Annotated in this window: 15 protein-coding genes; 10 read left to right on the forward strand and 5 right to left on the reverse strand. The window is 69.3% G+C overall.

Going from position 1 to position 15304, the window contains the following annotated elements; translation table 11 throughout:
• The first annotated feature begins 235 nt into the window (after positions 1–235).
• From AB0J64_RS18700 to AB0J64_RS18715, 4 genes are all read left to right on the forward strand, one after another.
• Positions 236–889, forward strand: coding sequence for a nucleoside monophosphate kinase (locus AB0J64_RS18700; protein ID WP_364028210.1), 654 nt, complete (start codon positions 236–238; stop codon positions 887–889).
• A 144-nt stretch (positions 890–1033) separates the two neighbouring features.
• A complete protein-coding gene (locus AB0J64_RS18705) occupies positions 1034–1534 on the forward strand; it encodes a hypothetical protein (RefSeq protein ID WP_364028212.1) in 501 nt (166 codons plus the stop codon).
• A gap of 453 nt (positions 1535–1987) precedes the next feature.
• On the forward strand, positions 1988–2797 hold the full coding sequence (locus AB0J64_RS18710; protein WP_364028214.1) for an alpha/beta hydrolase: 810 nt from the start codon (positions 1988–1990) through the stop codon (positions 2795–2797).
• Positions 2798–2918: 121 nt separating this feature from the next.
• Positions 2919–3719 (forward strand): helix-turn-helix domain-containing protein, encoded by an 801-nt coding sequence (locus AB0J64_RS18715; protein WP_364028216.1) that lies wholly within the window; start codon positions 2919–2921, stop codon positions 3717–3719.
• Between the two features lie 245 nt (positions 3720–3964).
• On the opposite strand, the gene AB0J64_RS18720 is transcribed toward AB0J64_RS18715, so the two are convergent.
• Positions 3965–5290 carry an aromatic acid/H+ symport family MFS transporter gene (locus tag AB0J64_RS18720; protein ID WP_364028218.1) on the reverse strand — a complete coding sequence of 442 codons (1326 nt, stop codon included), beginning with the start codon at positions 5288–5290 and terminating at the stop codon, positions 3965–3967.
• A 235-nt stretch (positions 5291–5525) separates the two neighbouring features.
• Here AB0J64_RS18720 and AB0J64_RS18725 point away from each other — a divergent pair, with 235 nt between their 5' ends.
• From AB0J64_RS18725 to AB0J64_RS18745, 5 genes are read left to right on the forward strand one after another with little or no spacing between them, the layout of a single operon-like run.
• Positions 5526–6170 (forward strand): GntR family transcriptional regulator, encoded by a 645-nt coding sequence (locus AB0J64_RS18725; RefSeq protein ID WP_364028220.1) that lies wholly within the window; start codon positions 5526–5528, stop codon positions 6168–6170.
• Between the two features lie 47 nt (positions 6171–6217).
• Entirely contained in the window at positions 6218–6946 is a 729-nt protein-coding gene (locus AB0J64_RS18730) for a PIG-L deacetylase family protein (RefSeq protein WP_364028222.1), read from the forward strand.
• Positions 6943–7671 (forward strand): 4-carboxy-4-hydroxy-2-oxoadipate aldolase/oxaloacetate decarboxylase, encoded by a 729-nt coding sequence (locus AB0J64_RS18735; RefSeq protein WP_364028224.1) that lies wholly within the window; start codon positions 6943–6945, stop codon positions 7669–7671. Before AB0J64_RS18730 ends, AB0J64_RS18735 begins: the two co-directional genes overlap by 4 nt.
• Before the next feature lie 37 nt (positions 7672–7708).
• Entirely contained in the window at positions 7709–8743 is a 1035-nt protein-coding gene (locus tag AB0J64_RS18740) for a 4-oxalomesaconate tautomerase (protein ID WP_364028226.1), read from the forward strand.
• Positions 8744–8754: 11 nt separating this feature from the next.
• Complete coding sequence (locus tag AB0J64_RS18745; RefSeq protein WP_364028228.1) at positions 8755–9705, forward strand: catechol 2,3-dioxygenase; 951 nt, start codon at positions 8755–8757, stop codon at positions 9703–9705.
• A gap of 36 nt (positions 9706–9741) precedes the next feature.
• Here the strand turns inward: AB0J64_RS18745 and AB0J64_RS18750 are convergent, their stop codons facing one another.
• Together AB0J64_RS18750 and AB0J64_RS18755 are read right to left on the reverse strand one after the other, a co-directional pair.
• Positions 9742–10719 carry a LacI family DNA-binding transcriptional regulator gene (locus AB0J64_RS18750; protein ID WP_364028230.1) on the reverse strand — a complete coding sequence of 326 codons (978 nt, stop codon included), beginning with the start codon at positions 10717–10719 and terminating at the stop codon, positions 9742–9744.
• Between the two features lie 165 nt (positions 10720–10884).
• Positions 10885–11334 carry an SPW repeat protein gene (locus tag AB0J64_RS18755; protein ID WP_364028232.1) on the reverse strand — a complete coding sequence of 150 codons (450 nt, stop codon included), beginning with the start codon at positions 11332–11334 and terminating at the stop codon, positions 10885–10887.
• A 154-nt stretch (positions 11335–11488) separates the two neighbouring features.
• Here AB0J64_RS18755 and AB0J64_RS18760 point away from each other — a divergent pair, with 154 nt between their 5' ends.
• Complete coding sequence (locus AB0J64_RS18760; RefSeq protein ID WP_364028234.1) at positions 11489–11935, forward strand: MarR family winged helix-turn-helix transcriptional regulator; 447 nt, start codon at positions 11489–11491, stop codon at positions 11933–11935.
• Between the two features lie 51 nt (positions 11936–11986).
• On the opposite strand, the gene AB0J64_RS18765 is transcribed toward AB0J64_RS18760, so the two are convergent.
• Both AB0J64_RS18765 and AB0J64_RS18770 read right to left on the reverse strand, forming a co-directional pair.
• Positions 11987–13522, reverse strand: coding sequence for a non-reducing end alpha-L-arabinofuranosidase family hydrolase (locus AB0J64_RS18765; protein ID WP_364028236.1), 1536 nt, complete (start codon positions 13520–13522; stop codon positions 11987–11989).
• A gap of 116 nt (positions 13523–13638) precedes the next feature.
• Positions 13639–15201 carry a cellulose binding domain-containing protein gene (locus tag AB0J64_RS18770; RefSeq protein ID WP_364028238.1) on the reverse strand — a complete coding sequence of 521 codons (1563 nt, stop codon included), beginning with the start codon at positions 15199–15201 and terminating at the stop codon, positions 13639–13641.
• Positions 15202–15304: the final 103 nt, after the last annotated feature.

The following is a 15304-nucleotide window of genomic DNA, read 5'->3' on the forward strand; positions in this document are numbered from 1 at the left end:
GCTACCACGCGCGCCCGGCTGGTGCGCCTGCTGGCTCGGCCGGTTCACCACAGGCCGGACTCGGTGCTCGCGGGGGAGTGCGGCGCAGACCCGCGTAGGCGTCCCGCGCGGTGATCTCCCCGGTGAGCGCTGGTCGCAGCGCGAAACACAAGGCCGCTCTGCGTCCGGCGAATCCGTCACGTGACCCGATGACCGTAGATCGCGCCATCGCCGCCAGCGGTGATTTCATCTGACCATGCGGAAATACCTCATCATCGGCGTCCAGGGCAGCGGCAAAGGCACCCAGAGCGCTTTGCTGGCCCGTGCATACGAGCTCGTCCACATCAACGTGGGCGACATCTTCCGCTGGCACGTGCAGCAGCACACCAAGCTGGGCGCCCTGGTCCGGCGCACCATGGCGGCGGGCGAGCTGATCGGCGACGACCACGTGGAGAAGGTCGTGCGTGACCGGCTGGACCAGCACGACTGGAATTACGGCTTCATCATCGACGGTTTCCCCCGTAACCGCCGCCAGGCCGAGTTCTTCCTGGAGTCCTATGACATCGACGGCGTCATCCACCTGGACCTGCCGGACGAAGAGGTCAGGCGCCGCGTGCTGGCCAGGCGGCTGTGCCCCAACTGCGGCATGGACTACAACCTCATCTACGACCGCCCCGCCGAGGAGGGCATCTGCGAGGTCTGCGGCCACCAGCTCGTACGGCGGGCCGACGACACCGAGGGCGCCCTGGCCGAGCGCCTGCGCACCTACCACGACAAGACCGACCCCATCCTCGATCTGCTCCGCCGCAAGGAGTACGTCTTCACCATCGACGCCAGCCGATCCGTGGAGGAGGTCCAAACCTCCATCCGGAAGAGGCTCGCCCTCCCGCCCGCAGACTCCGGGCGGTAGCCGTACGGCTCATCGCCGGTCGCACAGGGGCGGCAGTGATGGGCCCGTGATGACCGGTCATCGGCCCGCTCACTGACGGACACCGCCTCCGCTGCCGGCACCGGCAAACCTGTTACGGCCCGCACAGCCGCACGATCTACGGATATGACCGGACAAACGGACTGGTGGGCCAACCTGCTGCAGGGGGCATTGAGTGCTGTGGTCGGAGGCGTGGTGGCCGCGCTCACGGCCTGGGCCGTGGTGATGATGAGTGCCCGGCGGACGCAACGCCAGACGGCCCATCAGAACGCGGTGCTGGCTTGCCAGGCCCTCGCAGCGGAGATCCATGCTCTGGGCCAGGTCATCTTCACCGCAGAGCCTTGGCGCCGAGGCCGCGCCCGCGCCCAGCGAGGACAACTCATGGCCGCGGTCGGCCGATTCTTCATCCTCAGCCACACTCACCAAGCGGTTATCGGTGCCTGGGACCCAGCGCTTGCCGAGCGGCTGCTGCAACGGCATACCGCGATCGAGGAGGTGCTGACGCAGGGCCAGGGGCTTGGCCTCGTTGCTCGCCGATGGACTGAGGCGGACCTCGAACAGTTCAATGACCGCACTAACCAGCTCTTCCGCGAGCTCCGGATCTGGCTGGGACAACCAGCGCCGTGACCGGACAGGACCGGCGTGCAACACGAGATCGTCCGCAACCTCGGCAGGAGTTGGTCAGAAGGACGACTTCTGGTTCGGCGTGAACTCCGTCGTCGGTGATGGCGCGGTCATGCTGCCATCACCCGGCCCTCGGCCGCCTGTTGTTACCCGTCGCTCGGCATGAGCGTGAAACGTCACTGGGATCGGGCACATTGGGGACCGAAACCCTGTGGGGATAGGCGACACGATCGTGAGTATGACGAGGTGTTCGGCATGGTGACCCTCGCCTGCCCGCGGGCACCCAGTGCTGGCTGATCGATCGTGTCCCGTGCTGGAAGGGCGATGTCATCCTCATCTGCCGATGACAGCGCCGCGCTCCGGGGACTGCGACGATGGTGGCGGGGCCGTCGGTCTTCAACTCCGCGGGAACATTTGTCCAAGACTGATGGTCGGCCGCCCGTGCATAGTCTCCGCATGACTGAGTACGACATTGCGCACTCGCATGGGATGCACGTGGTCCATGACGGCCCGCGGCAGGCGCCGCCGTTGTTGCTCATCCACGGATCGGGGGCCTCGGGCGGCTTCTGGAGCCCGGTGGTCCCGGCACTGGCCGGTCACCATCATGTCATCCGGGTCGACCTCCCGGGCTGCGGCCAGTCCCCGCCCGCGCCGTCGTACGACGTGCCTGCGCAGGCGGGCCAGGTGGCGGCGCTGCTGGACGACCTCGGCCTTGGTCACGTCGCCGTGGTCGGGCACTCCAGCGGCGGCTACGTCGCCACCGCGCTTGCCGAACAACGTCCCGACCTCGTGGGTTCGCTTGGACTGATCAGTAGCGGCCCAAGTCCGGATGCGCTCCTTCGGCAGCCGTTCATCCTTCGGGTCCTGTTGGCCCCGCCTTTGGGCCCGCTCATGTGGTCGAGGCGTTCGGATGCGATGATCCGCAGGGGGATCAGCGCGACGGCCGCTCGCCCGGTGGACCTCCCGGACGACGTGGTCGCCGACGTACGGGGCATCACCTACCGCGTGATGAGGACGGTGCTGCGCCGGAACACCGCGTACATCGCCGGGCGGAGCGTGCCCGAGCGTCTCGCCGCCCTTGAGGTCCCGGTGCTGGTGATCTTCGGCGCTGCTGACCCCCGTTGGGAGCCGTCGTCGGCACACCAGTACGACGCGGTGCCGAACGCGCGGGTCGAGCTGATGCCCGGCGTCGGGCACCTACCCATGTTGGAAGCGCCCGAGACGACCAGCAAACTGCTGCTGAGCTTCACGGCAACGGGCCGCTGACAGCCCACCCATGATCCCTGAGGCCTAGACTGGTCAGGTGTTGTCGACCGGGACGCCACCTGACCGGGCGTGGGTGGACGTCGCAGTCCCACGCCCGTCGGTTCGGCTGCCGGGGGTCAGCATGGCCGGGTTCCGCCATCGTGCCCCGACCTTTGTGGACATCGCCATGGTCGCGTACCCATCCGTCACCCTGCTCGTCGATCTGAGCGAGGGAGAAGGCGTCGTCTACGAAACCCATGGCCGGCACGAGCGCGGCAGTGTCGTGGTCGGGCTCCTCCCCGGCGATCTTCGGGCAACTGGCCGGGGAGCCGGACAGTTGCTCCAGATCCGGCTGGAGCCGGTCGCGGCGGCTGCGTTGTTCGGCGCATCGACCGAGCTCAGCGGGACGGTGGTAGCCCTTGAGGATGTCTGGGGCCGCGACGCCGGGCGAGCCGTGGACAGGCTGCGCGCCGCCGCGTCGTGGGACGAACGGTTCACCATCGCGGTGGACATCCTCGGCCGACGGCTGGGCGCCCACCCACCGGTCGATCCGCAGGTCGCCTACACCTGGCGGCGGACGCTCACCAGCCGGGGGCGAGTGCGGGTCGACGGCCTGGCGGAGGAGGTCGGCTGGAGCCGCAAGCGCCTGTGGTCCCGCTTCCGGTCCCAGCTCGGCATCACCCCCAAACGCGCCGCCCAACTGGTGCGCTTCGACCACGCCGCCCACCTTCTCGCGGCGGGTCACGCCGCCGCCCGCGTTGCCACCGAGAGCGGCTACGTCGACCAGTCCCACCTCCACCGCGAGGTCACGACGTTTGCCGGGCTCACGCCCACGGCCCTGGCCGTCGCGCCATGGCTCGCGATCGACGACGTTGCGTGGCCGGCTTCATCGCCGACCCAGCGCCCTGCGAAGGGTGGCGAACGCATCCCCGACCTTCGTTGAACAGCTTGCCTACACGATGCGGCTGCCACGCGCTGCGCAGATTGAGAAACCCGCCGCGTCAGGGCAGTTTCGTCAAAGTCCCCGCGAAAGGTTCGCTGGTCGTGGCTGCATCTCGAGAACTTCCTGCCCGGCACTTGCCGCGAGGAGCGTGATGCCGACGACGGGCGCGACTCCTCCGAGCGAGCAGCTTCTCAAGCTGGAGATCGACCGCCTCGACCTCATCATGGCGAGCTGGTGGCCTCGAGTCAGGACGCTGCCTCGGCCGGCTGGGACGACTTGCCCACGACGCGGGTGAGAGTGATCATGATCGCTCCGAAGACGGCCGTGACGGCGAACACGGTGAAGCCCAGGCTCTGGTGGCCGCCTGCGGTGAGGACGCCGCCGAGCGTGGGACCGACCACGGCGCCGAAGCGGCCGAGCCCGGCCGTCCAGCCGAGCGCGGTGGCCCGGCTCTCGGTCGGGTAGCGGGCGGCGACGGCCGCGTACACCATCGTCTGGGCGCTGTTCAGGAACACGCCGGTGAGGAAGACGACGAGGTACGTGAGCGCCAGCGCCATGTGGAGGCCCAGGAGGAAGGTGCACACCGCGGTGAGCGCGAACCAGACGGCCGAGACGCGGGCGGCGCCGAAGCGGTCGGCGATCCGGCCGGCGACCAGCATCCCGACGATGCCGCCGGCGTTGGCCACGAGCAGGAAGGCCAGCGCGTCACCCAGGTTGTATCCGCTGTCGCGCATCATGCTCGGCAGCCAGGTGTTCACGCCGTAGACAAGCAGCAGGCCGCCGAAGGAGGCCAGCCAGAACACGATGGTGGTCACCCACATGGACCCGGCGAACAGGCCGCGCAGGGCCACCCAGCGGTCGGCGGCCGTCCGGCGGATGGTCTGGGCGGCCGGGAAGTCCGCCAGGTCGACCCCGTGCCGGCGGGCCAGGGCCTCGGCCTCGCTCCGGCGGCCGCGGGCGACGAGGAAGCCGAGGGATTCCGGCAGCAGCGACAGCACCAGCGGCACGGCGATCAGCAGCGGGATGACGCCGACCCAGAACATCGAGCGCCAGCCGAAGGCCGCGACCAGCCACAGGCTGAGCAGTGAGGCCAGAATGCCGCCCGCGTGGTGGGCGGTCATCAGCGCGCCGATCATGAAGCTGCCGCGGCCCCTGGGCGCGTACTCGTTGACCATCGCGATCGCGGTGGGCAGCAGGCCGCCCAGGCCGAGGCCGGCGATGAAGCGGCCGAGGCCGAGCACGCCGACGCTCGGCGCCACGGCGCACAGGGCCGACGCGAGCGAGAACAGCACGCAGCACCAGGCGATGATCTTCTTGCGGCCGAGCCAGTCGGTGACGGTGCCCGCGACGAGCGCGCCGATGAGCATGCCGAAGGTGGCGTAGCTGTTGACCACGCCGCCCATGGGCCTGGTCATGCCCAGGGCGGGATCCTCGAGCATCTTGGGCAGTATGGCCCCGTACATGAACATGTCCAGGCCGTCGAACATGACGACGAGCCAGCACAGGCTGAACACCAGGGCGACCAGCCTGGTGGGCCGCCCTGAGACGGCGGTGGACGGGATTGTCGACATGGGGGGTTCCTCTCGAAGAGACGGGGTCTCAGGCACGGCGGCGTGAGCGGGCCGGCGCGACGGCGGCCCACCTCACTGCAGGGGTTCTTCGCACGATCTCCCCCTCTCGACGCGGGGGGTGGGGTGTGCCGACGGTAACCCTCCGCAAACATGTTGGCAATATGCTGAATGAAATTGTTGACAATCTTGTTGCCGTAGATTTAGCCTCGACACGCACTCATCGAGGAGGGCATCCATGCCGATCGGCGGCGAAGAGGCGAAGCAGCAAGCGCTCGCCAGTTTGCGTGAGGCCATCATGCGGGGCGACATGGCCCCCGGCCAGCGCCTGGTCGAGGAGGAGCTGGCCGAGCAGATCGGGGTGAACCGGGCCAGCATCCGGGCCGCGCTGATCGATCTGACCGCCGAAGGGCTGGTCGAGCGCATCCGCAATCGAGGCGCCCGGGTGCGGGTGGTCTCGCTGGAGGAGGCGGTCGCCATCACCGAGTGCAGGATGGTGCTCGAAGGGCTGTGTGCCGCCAAGGCCGCGGTGCAGGCCTCCGACGAGCAGCTGAGCGAGCTCGCGGCGTTGGGCGAGGCGATGGCGAAGGCGGTGGCCAACGGTGAGCCGCTGACCTACTCGACGCTCAACCACGAGCTGCACGCCTCTGTCCGCCGGATCTCCGGGCAGCAGGTGGCGGTGGAGCTGCTGGAGCGGCTCAATGCCCAGCTGGTACGGCACCGCTTCCAGCTCGCACTTCGCCCTGGGCGTCCCCAGAAGTCCCTTGATGAGCATCTGGCGTTGATAGCGGCGATCCGGGCCCGTGACCCGCAGGCCGCCGAGGCCGCCGCGCACGCCCACCTGGCCAGCGTCATCGACGCGCTGAAGGATTCAACGCCCTGAAGGAATCGACGCCGTAAAGGAGTCAACGCCCTGAAGGAGGAGTACCCATGACGCAATCCACCCTCGTCGTCAGCGCGCACGCCGGCGACTTCGTCTGGCGGGCGGGCGGGGCGATCGCCCTGGCCGCCGCGCGGGGCGAGCGGGTCACCGTCGTCTGCCTGTCGTACGGGGAGCGCGGCGAGTCCGCCGAGGCCTGGCGGCAGGGCAGGACCCTCGAAGAGATCAAGGCGCTCCGGCGCGCCGAGGCCGAGCAGGCGGCCGCCGCTCTCGGGGCCGGTGACATCCGTTTCCTGGACGCCGGTGACTACCCGCTGCGTGAGACGCCCGAGCTCCACGACGAGCTGGTGAAGATCTACCGGGAGGTGGTGCCGACCGTCGTGCTCACGCATCCGGCGGAGGATCCGTACAACGGCGACCACCCCGCCGCGTGCCGCATGGCGCTGCAGGCCCGGGTCCTGGCTCAGGCGATCGGGTACCCGGCGCCTGGTGAGCCGCTCGGCGCGCCACCGGTGTTCTTCTTCGAGCCCCACCAACCCGAAATGTCGGGATTTATCCCCCAAGTTCTGCTGGACATCACCGAGGTGTTCGAGAGCAAGCGGAAGGCGATGGAATGCCTACCCGCCCAGAAGCACCTGTGGGACTACTACACCGATCTGGCGGTACGGCGAGGCGTCCAGCTCAAGCGCAACGCGGGCCCGAACCTGGGACTGCCGCACAAGACGTACGGTGAGGCCTACATGCGGCCTTACCCCCAGGTGACGGCAGTGCTCTCATGACCGAGCTTGCCGAGGTCATCAATGAACACAGCACCGGTGTGATCGTCACCGACCCGCCGCGGGCGGAGGCGGCCGCGGTGTCGGCGCTGGCGGGGTACGGCGTGGCGACGGTGCATGAGGCCCTGGGCCGGACCGGCTGCCTCGGCCCGGGATTGCGGCCCATCCAGCAGGGTGTGCGGGTGTGCGGCACGGCGGTCACCGTGCTCTGCCGGCCCGGCGACAACCTCATGGTGCATGCGGCGGTCGAGCAGTGCCGCGAGGGTGACCTGATGGTGGTGACGACGACGTCGCCGTGCACGGACGGCCTGTTCGGCGAGCTCTTCGCCACCGCGCTGCAGGCACGCGGCGTGCGCGGTCTGGTGATCAACGCGGGCGTGCGCGACACCGCGGAGCTGCGCGCGATGGGTTTCCCCGTCTGGTCGGCGGCCGTCTGCGCGCAGGGCACGGTCAAGGCCAGCCCCGGGTCGGTCAACGTGCCCGTGGTCGTCGGCGGCCAGGTGATCAGGCCGGGTGACGCGATCCTCGCCGACGACGACGGCGTGATGTGCGTACCACGCGATCTCGTCGCCACGGCCGTGCAGGCGGCGGTGGCGAGGACGGCGAAGGAGGAGGCCTCGCGGGCGGCGTTCGCCGCGGGCGAGCTCGGCCTCGACCGGTACGGCCTGCGCGAGACGCTGGAGCGACTCGGCGTGCGGTACGTGAAGGCCGAGGAGCACGACGGATGACCGGCCTGCGGTACGTGAGAGCCGAGGAGCACGACGGATGACCGGCCTGCGCTGCATGCTCATGCGCGGCGGCACCTCCAAAGGCGCCTACTTCCTCGCCGACGACCTTCCCGCCGACCCCGCGGCCCGCGACGACCTGTTGCTGCGCGTCATGGGCAGCCCCGACCCGCGCCAGATCGACGGCCTGGGCGGCGCGCACCCGCTGACCAGCAAGGTAGCGGTGGTCGCGAGAAGCACGGACCCCGAGGCCGACGTCGACTACCTCTTCCTGCAGGTCGCCGTCGAATCCCCGGAGGTCGCAGACCAGCAGAACTGCGGCAACCTCCTCGCCGGAGTCGGCCCGTTCGCAGTCGAGCGGGGGCTGGTCCCGGCCGCCGACGGCCGGACCTCCGTCCGGATCCGCATGCTCAACACCGGCGAGCCGGCCGTGGCCACCTTCCCCACGCCGGGCGGAGCGGTCAGCTATGACGGCTCGACCGAAATTTCGGGCGTGCCCGGTACGGCGGCCGCCGTCGTGATCGAGTTCCCCGGCTCCGCCTCGCCCCTGCTGCCGACGGGACATGCCCGCGACAAGGTGGCAGGCGCCGAGGTGACGTGCGTGGACAACGGCATGCCGGTGGTGCTCATCCGTGCGGCAGACCTCGGCGTCACCGGCTATGAGAGCCCGGCCGAGCTGGAGGCCGACCAGGCGTTGGCGGCCAGGCTGCACGAGATCCGCTTCGCGGCCGCCGAGCTGATGGGCCTCGGTGACGTCAGCCGTACCAGCGTGCCCAAGCTCACCCTGATCGCGCCTGCGAGGGACGGCGGCGCCGTCTGCACCCGGACCTTCATCCCCGTCCGCTGCCACACCGCCATCGGCGTGCTCGGCGCGGCGAGCGTCGCGGCGGGCCTGCTGATCCCGGGCAACATCGGTGAGGATCTCCACGTCCGGGGGGAGCGGATCCGCATCGAACACCCGACAGGGTTTCTCGACCTCGAGATCGCCCTCGACGAGGGACCGTACGCGGCGCGCACCGCCGTCGTCCGCACCGCCCGCAAGATCTTCGACGGCACGGTCTTTCCGCGCCCCTAGGGAGGTTTCACATGGCCCCGCCGCTGGGAGACATCGCCCACCTCGGCCACGTCCAGCTCCTCACCCCCGACCTCGACCGCAGCGTGTGGTTCTTCACCGAGATCCTCGGCATGACCGAGAACGGCCGTTCGGGGGATTCGGTCTGGTTGCGCACCTGGGACGACTACGAGCACCACAGCCTCACCCTGGTCGCGCACTCCACCTCCGGCGTCCGCCGTACGGCGTTGCGAACCTCCAGCGAGGAGGCGCTGAACCGCCGGGTCAAGGCGCTGCAGGAGGCCGGGCACGCCGGCGAGTGGGTGGAGGACGAGCCGGGCATCGGGCCGCTGTACGTCACGCGCGACCCGGACGGACACGAGGTCGCGCTGTACTGGGAGAGCGAGTGGTACCAGGCGCCGGAACACCTGCGCCCAGGGCTGAAGAACCAGCCGCAGGCAAAACCCGGCCACGGCGTCGGCGTACGCCGGCTCGACCACGTCAACTACCTGGCCGCCTCGGTGCTCCCCAACGCCGAGTTCACCGAGCACCTGCTCGGAGCCAGGCCCACCGAGCAGATCCAGCTCGACGGCGGCAGGATCAGCGCCCGCTGGCTGACCTTCACCGACAAGTCCTACGACATCGTCTACACCGAGGACTGGACCGGCTCGAACGGGCGACTGCACCACATCGCCTTCGCGACCGACACCCGCGAGGACATCCTGCGCGCCGCCGACCTCTGCCTGGACCGCGGCGTCTTCATCGAGACCGGGCCGCACAAGCACGCGATCCAGCAGACGTTCTTCCTGTACGTCTACGAGCCGGGCGGCAATCGCATCGAGCTGTGCAACCCGCTCACCCGGCTCGTGCTCGCGCCGGACTGGCCGTTGATCACCTGGACCGAGGCCGAACGCGCCAAGGGGCAGGCATGGGGTCTGAAGACCATCGCGTCCTTCCACACCCACGGCACTCCTCCCACGGAGTAGGACGCGGCGTTTTTCGCACGTCAGCGGGCCTTCGCGTCAAGCGGATTCGCGCCACAGCATGCGCGGGCGCACCGTACGCCGCATCGGTGGCAGTTCGGCGAAGTCGGCGGCGGCCAGCGCGTCGGCGATGTCCAGCGCGTTGGTCACCAGCGCGTGGCGATCGATGGAGACCGTGGTCAATGTCGGATGCACGGCCTCGCCCAGGGTGAGACCGTCGATGCCGCAGATCCGCACCTGGCCGGGCACGTCGATGCCGAGCGCGTGCGAGGCCTGCACCGCGCCGATCGCCATGAGGTCGTTGAAGACCAGCACCGCGTCCATGTCCGGATGGGCGCCGACGAGCTCGGCGAACGCCTGACCGCCGCCGGCCATGGACTCCTCGCCGAAGGCGACCATCTTCGCAGACTCGGGACCGGCGAACTCCGCGAAGTACCCGCACCGCGGGGAGGGCACGTAGGTGGGGGAGTCCCGCAGGGGGGAGTCGATCATGCCGATGCGCCGCGCGCCCGTGCCGCGCAGGGCCTCGATCGCCGCACGGACGCCTTCGCGCAGGTCGACTTCGACGGAGTGCATGCCGGGCAGGCTGCCCGTCCGTTCCAGCATCACGAACGGGAGGCCGCGGCCGGCTGCGAGGAGGTCGTCGTCGTCCAGCTTGAAGTGCCCGATGAACAGATCCACCTGACCTGACAGCATCTCGAGCGCGCTCGCCTCGTCCTCCGTCTCGGTGGAGGCCATCACCACGTGCCAGCCGCGCTCGGCGGCGGTGTTGAGCAGGTCGCCGGCGATCTCGGTGAAGTACGGATTACGGAAGGTCGCCACTAAATAACCCATCGCGCGAGTCTTCTTCCGCACGACCAGGTTGCGGGCGAACCGGCTCGGCCGGTATCCGAGCCGCTGGCAGGCGTCCAGCACGCGCTGCTTGGTCTGTTCGCTGATCTGCCCCATGTCGTTGATGGCGCGGGTCACGGTCTGCCGGGAGACTCCGGCGGCCCGCGCCACATCGTTGATCGTCACACGTTTCGCCATCGCCGTCCCAGGTTCGTCGCCTGGACAGATCGTACTGATCGTAGTGATGGAGCCGGGTCCGGCCCGGGCGGGCGGAAGCCGACACTGCCGGGAACGGCTTCCGCCCGTGGAGGGCGCCCTTCCGGGGAGCCGTGGCGGGCGCCGCTCCGGGAGTCAGCGGGGCGGGCTCGTCGAGCGGACCGGGCGAACCCGGGATCGGTTCATCCCGAACATCGCGCCGAGCCCGAGGAGCAAGGTGATCGCGCCGGTCACCACGTTGCTCCAGATCGTCCCCGTGTTGGCCACGTTGCCACTGACGACCCAGGGAGCGATGATCGTCCACACGCCGATCAGAGGCGTGATCCAGGCGATGCCGTGAGTCCGCTCCGATGCCGAGGCCAGCCCGAGAGCCAGCATCGCGACCGCGATTCCGACGATCAGATTGTTCGCGGCCAGGGTCGTGAAACCGTTGAACCCGACGACCCACGGAGAGATCGCGAGATAGAGCCCGGCCAGGAACGTCAGACCGGTGACCGCCCTGAGCGTCGGGGCCTCTGCGGCGAGCTCGTATTTGGCCCGCAGCTCCATGATGTCGGGGTGCATCCCCATTGTCTCGCCAGCCATGTCTTCCACCACCTTTGCGCATGCGCCGGCATGCGTACCTGAGGTTGTGAGATCGGCGGCCGTGGATGGTGGCGGCCCCAGAACCGTACTCTCTCGTCCGGCCGCCCGATATGTACCACTTACTGTGATATTATCACATTAAGAGGTTTTTGGTATGGGGCGACGATCCGAACGGCTGACCGCGCGCGACTACGCGAACCTCCTCTCGTTCCGGGTCGGGCTGCGCCGCTTCCTGCGGTGGAGTAAGGAGCGGGCGGCCGAAGTGGGCCTCACCTCGACACAGCACCAGCTCCTGCTGGCCATCCGCGGGCATCCCGACTCGCGCGGACCCACCATCGGAGAGGTCGCCGACTACCTGTGCACCCGGCATCACAGCGCCGTACAGCTGGTCGATCGCGTGGAGCGGCTCGGCCTGATCAGCCGCAACCGCGGACGGGTCAGGGACCGCCGGGAAGTACGTCTGACCCTGACCGAGGCGGGCCAGGCCAAGCTGGCCCTGCTCAGCGGCGCCCATCTGGAGGAGCTTCAGCGGATGGCCCCCATGATCAACACCCTGGTCGATTCGGCGGCCGGATGCCATGCCGCCGGTTCCCTGCACTGAGCCAGGCATACGGCGGGCGCATGGGATGCGCCCGCCGTGGCCATGAAGGAGTCAGCAGGTGGAGTTGGTCTGCGTCAGCAGGCCCAGCCGCCAGGGCAGGGAGTTGTAGTCGCCGCCGGCGCTGGGGTTCAGGCCCTGGTAGAGGTAGCGCATGTTGCAGGGGCTGATGGTCAGGGTCTGGTCAACGCCGTCGCGGATCATCTCGCCGTGGCTGATGTCCCTGGTCCAGGCCGTGCCGTCGAAGGTGACGTTGTTGGCCCGGGCGAACGGGTTGCTCTCGGTGGCCGCCAGCGGCGTCCACGAACCGCCGATGCCGGTCGACGTCCAGGAGCGGAAGTAGCGCTTGCCGTCGCTGCCGATCGCCTCCACCAGCATCAGGTACTGGTTCGTGCCCTTGACCTTGTAGACGTTGGACGCCTCGAACAGGTTGTTCTTGTTGGAGTCCTGCATGGCGATGACCGGCTGGGAGAAGCCGTTGGGGAAGTTCGCCACGGTCGTCTGCGAGCGGTACAGGTGGCCGTTGTCGTCGGAGGAGAACAGGTAGCAGTTGGCGTTGTCGCAGATCACCCACATGTCGACCCAGTAGCCGTTGCCGATGTTCTGCCGGATGATGTCGGGCATGCCGGAGTAGAAGTGCTGCGGCGCGCTCCAGGAGCGGGGGTTGCTGATGTCGGTGGTGGTGGAGTACGACGCGTTGCCGGTCTGGTAGACCAGGTACCACTTGTTCTGCGGGGCGAAGTAGAACACCTCCGGCGCCGCCCGGTAACCGGTCCCGATGCCGCTCTGGTCGAGGTAGTACTGCGGGGCCGAAGCCGCCTGTGACCAGTCGGTGAAGTTCGTGTAGACCAGGTTGTAGCCCGAGGAGTTGGCGGTGCTGGCGAACACGTGCCACTTGCCGTTGTAGTAGACCACCGACGGGTCCTTGATGCCCGCGATGTTATGGGTGGCGTCCGACTTCGGGGCGATCAGCTGGCCGCTGGAGCTCCACCGGAAGCTCGAAGGAAGCGTCCCGGTGCCACCCGTCGGCGTCGGGGTCGGCGTCGGGGTCGGGGTCGGCGTCGGGGTCGGGGTCGGGGTCGGGGTCGGGGTGGGCGTCGGGGTGGGCTCGCCGGGGCTGCCGGTGCAGGCCACGCCGTTCAGCGAGAACGCGGTCGGCGCCGGGTTGGAGCCGCTCCAGGAGCCGTTGAAGCCGAAGGAGACGGTGCCGCCGGAAGGGACGGCGGCGTTGTAGCCGGCGTTGCTCACCGTCACCGACGAACCCGACTGGGAGACGGTGCCGTTCCAGAGCTGGGTGATCTGCTGGCCGGCGCCGAAGGACCAGGACAGCCGCCAGCCGTTGAGCGCGTCGCCCAGGTTGTTGATGGTGACGTTGGCATTGAAGCCGCTGTTCCACTGGGAGCCGACGGTGTAGTCGACCCGGCACGCGAGGGCGGCCTGCGCGCCCTGCGCGTTCAGCAGCCCGGCCGCCGCGATCAGCATGAGGGGAACCGCGGTGATCGCGAGCCGCCGGCGCAGGGCCCGCCGACCGGGTGAGGGCGCGTCGGGCGGCCGGGAGGCGGTCGCACGAGATCGCCAGGGTAGGCGCATTTGTCGCTCCTTTTCGTCGGGTACGCCCTGAGGAAGGGGGCATGACGGCCCAGCAAACTGTTATCGCTAACATCGGACCGCGGGGTCGCCGAATGCGGCGTCCCCGCGGTCATCGGTCAGGTGGCGGTGCAGGTGAGCGCCGGTGTGGCGGGGGTCCCACCGGCGATGAAGCCGAAGGTGGTGCTGGCATCGGCGGCGAGGCTGCCGTTCCAGGACTCGTTGCGGACGTTGACGGACGTTCCGGTGCCTGACCTGACGCCGCCCCAGACCTGGGTGATGCTCTGAGCTCCTGGCCAGCTCCAGACGACCGTCCAGCCCTTGATCGCCGAGTTGCCTGCGCGGACGGTGACCGTGGACTGGAAGCCTCCCGACCAGGCGTTGACCGTCTGGATCGTCGCCGCGCACCCGGTCGGCACCGGCGTGGGTGTGGGGGTCGGCGTGGGCGTGGGAGTGAGGGTCGGACCGGGGGTGCCGCCGGTGGGGATGGTCCAGGGGATCTGGGCCGGGGTGGGCGCCGGATAGGGCACGCTGTCGAACGTGCGGGAGATCGGCCGGTTCATGAGGTACTTGTCGGCGAAGTCCATGATCGCGTTGTAGTCGTTCATGTCGATCTGGTGGCCGCCCGGGCGGTAGGCGATGCCGATCCGATCACCGGCGCCGAGGTACTGGTAGACCATCTTGGCGGCCCGGTAGGTCAGGCCGCTGCCCTGGGGGTTGGTCCGCATGTCCGAGCCCTCGGTGCCGTTGGTGGCCAGCAGCGGCCGGGGCGCCACCAGCGCCGCCACCGAGTTCTGGTCGAACGGCAGCCGGTTGGCCTGGTTGCGGAACGTCGCGAAGCGCGGCGTGAACCAGTAGGCGGCGCCGAGGATGTCCTCGAGCTTCTCGTCGTTGGTGTTGTTGGTGAAGAAGAAGCGGTAGTTGCCCATCCCGGCCGTACCCGACGATCCGGGGACGGTCAGCGCGATCCGCTCGTCGAACGCGCCCGCGACCACGGCCGCCTTGCCATAGCGGGAGTAGCCCGACACGCCGACCTTGGTGCCGTCGATCTGGGGCACCGCCGCCTTGATCGCGTCCAGCGTGCGGTGGACGCCCCATGCCCAGGCCATGAGCACGCCGGTGTCCACGTTCGAGTCGTTGTACAGCGTCCAGAACGCGCCGGTCTTGGAGGTGCTGTCGGCGGCGATGCTGTTGGGATCGATGCTGACCTCGGCGTACCCGCGGTTGGTGGCGCTGGCCGCCAGCGGGTTGAGCAGGATGAGCGCGGGGAACGGGCCGTTGCCGGCGGGCAGCCGCAGGGTCGCGTTGAACGAGGCCGAGCGGCCGTTGGCCTGCACGGTCACGGTCAGGGTGCTGCCGTTGCGCGTGCCGGTGACGCTGGTGGGCGCGGGGGGCAGGTGCCCGTACTCGTAGTACTGGATCAGCTCGCTGAGCTGCGCCCGCCGGCACGACCACTCCGAGGGGTCGGTCAGCCGGGTGCCGTCCCATGTCTTGAACGGGTCGGGCAGCTCCGGGACCGCCGGGAGCGACCCGGGGGCGGGCAGCGACGATGGCAGGGAGGTGCAGCCTGCCGCGCCCGCGTTCGGCGAGACGAGCGCGAAGAGGACGGCCGCGGCGACGACCAGGGCCGCGGTGAGCGCGGCGACCGTCGGCCTATGGCTTGTCCGGGGGGATGCGCCCAACGTGACCTCCTTTTCCAGGGGCGGTCACCACCGCTGGGGCGGGTGCTGACGGCCCGCTTGGGGGCCAAGTCTGGAAAACCCCCCGAAAGGAGTCAATATTGCT

Source organism: Nonomuraea sp. NPDC049695, from assembly GCF_040674955.1.
GTDB lineage: Bacteria > Actinomycetota > Actinomycetes > Streptosporangiales > Streptosporangiaceae > Nonomuraea > Nonomuraea helvata.

Bases quoted from the DNA above. Each gene is read 5' to 3' on its own strand.
- AB0J64_RS18715 (WP_364028216.1), top strand. From the start codon at position 2,919: ATGGCCGGGTTCCGCCATCGTGCCCCGACCTTTGTGGACATCGCCATG.
- AB0J64_RS18710 (WP_364028214.1), top strand. From the start codon at position 1,988: ATGACTGAGTACGACATTGCGCACTCGCATGGGATGCACGTGGTCCAT.
- AB0J64_RS18735 (WP_364028224.1), top strand. From the start codon at position 6,943: ATGACCGAGCTTGCCGAGGTCATCAATGAACACAGCACCGGTGTGATC.
- AB0J64_RS18765 (WP_364028236.1), bottom strand. From the start codon at position 13,522: ATGCGCCTACCCTGGCGATCTCGTGCGACCGCCTCCCGGCCGCCCGAC.
- AB0J64_RS18760 (WP_364028234.1), top strand. From the start codon at position 11,489: ATGGGGCGACGATCCGAACGGCTGACCGCGCGCGACTACGCGAACCTC.
- AB0J64_RS18720 (WP_364028218.1), bottom strand. From the start codon at position 5,290: ATGTCGACAATCCCGTCCACCGCCGTCTCAGGGCGGCCCACCAGGCTG.
- AB0J64_RS18730 (WP_364028222.1), top strand. From the start codon at position 6,218: ATGACGCAATCCACCCTCGTCGTCAGCGCGCACGCCGGCGACTTCGTC.
- AB0J64_RS18705 (WP_364028212.1), top strand. From the start codon at position 1,034: ATGACCGGACAAACGGACTGGTGGGCCAACCTGCTGCAGGGGGCATTG.
- AB0J64_RS18755 (WP_364028232.1), bottom strand. From the start codon at position 11,334: ATGGCTGGCGAGACAATGGGGATGCACCCCGACATCATGGAGCTGCGG.
- AB0J64_RS18745 (WP_364028228.1), top strand. From the start codon at position 8,755: ATGGCCCCGCCGCTGGGAGACATCGCCCACCTCGGCCACGTCCAGCTC.
- AB0J64_RS18700 (WP_364028210.1), top strand. From the start codon at position 236: ATGCGGAAATACCTCATCATCGGCGTCCAGGGCAGCGGCAAAGGCACC.
- AB0J64_RS18725 (WP_364028220.1), top strand. From the start codon at position 5,526: ATGCCGATCGGCGGCGAAGAGGCGAAGCAGCAAGCGCTCGCCAGTTTG.
- AB0J64_RS18740 (WP_364028226.1), top strand. From the start codon at position 7,709: ATGACCGGCCTGCGCTGCATGCTCATGCGCGGCGGCACCTCCAAAGGC.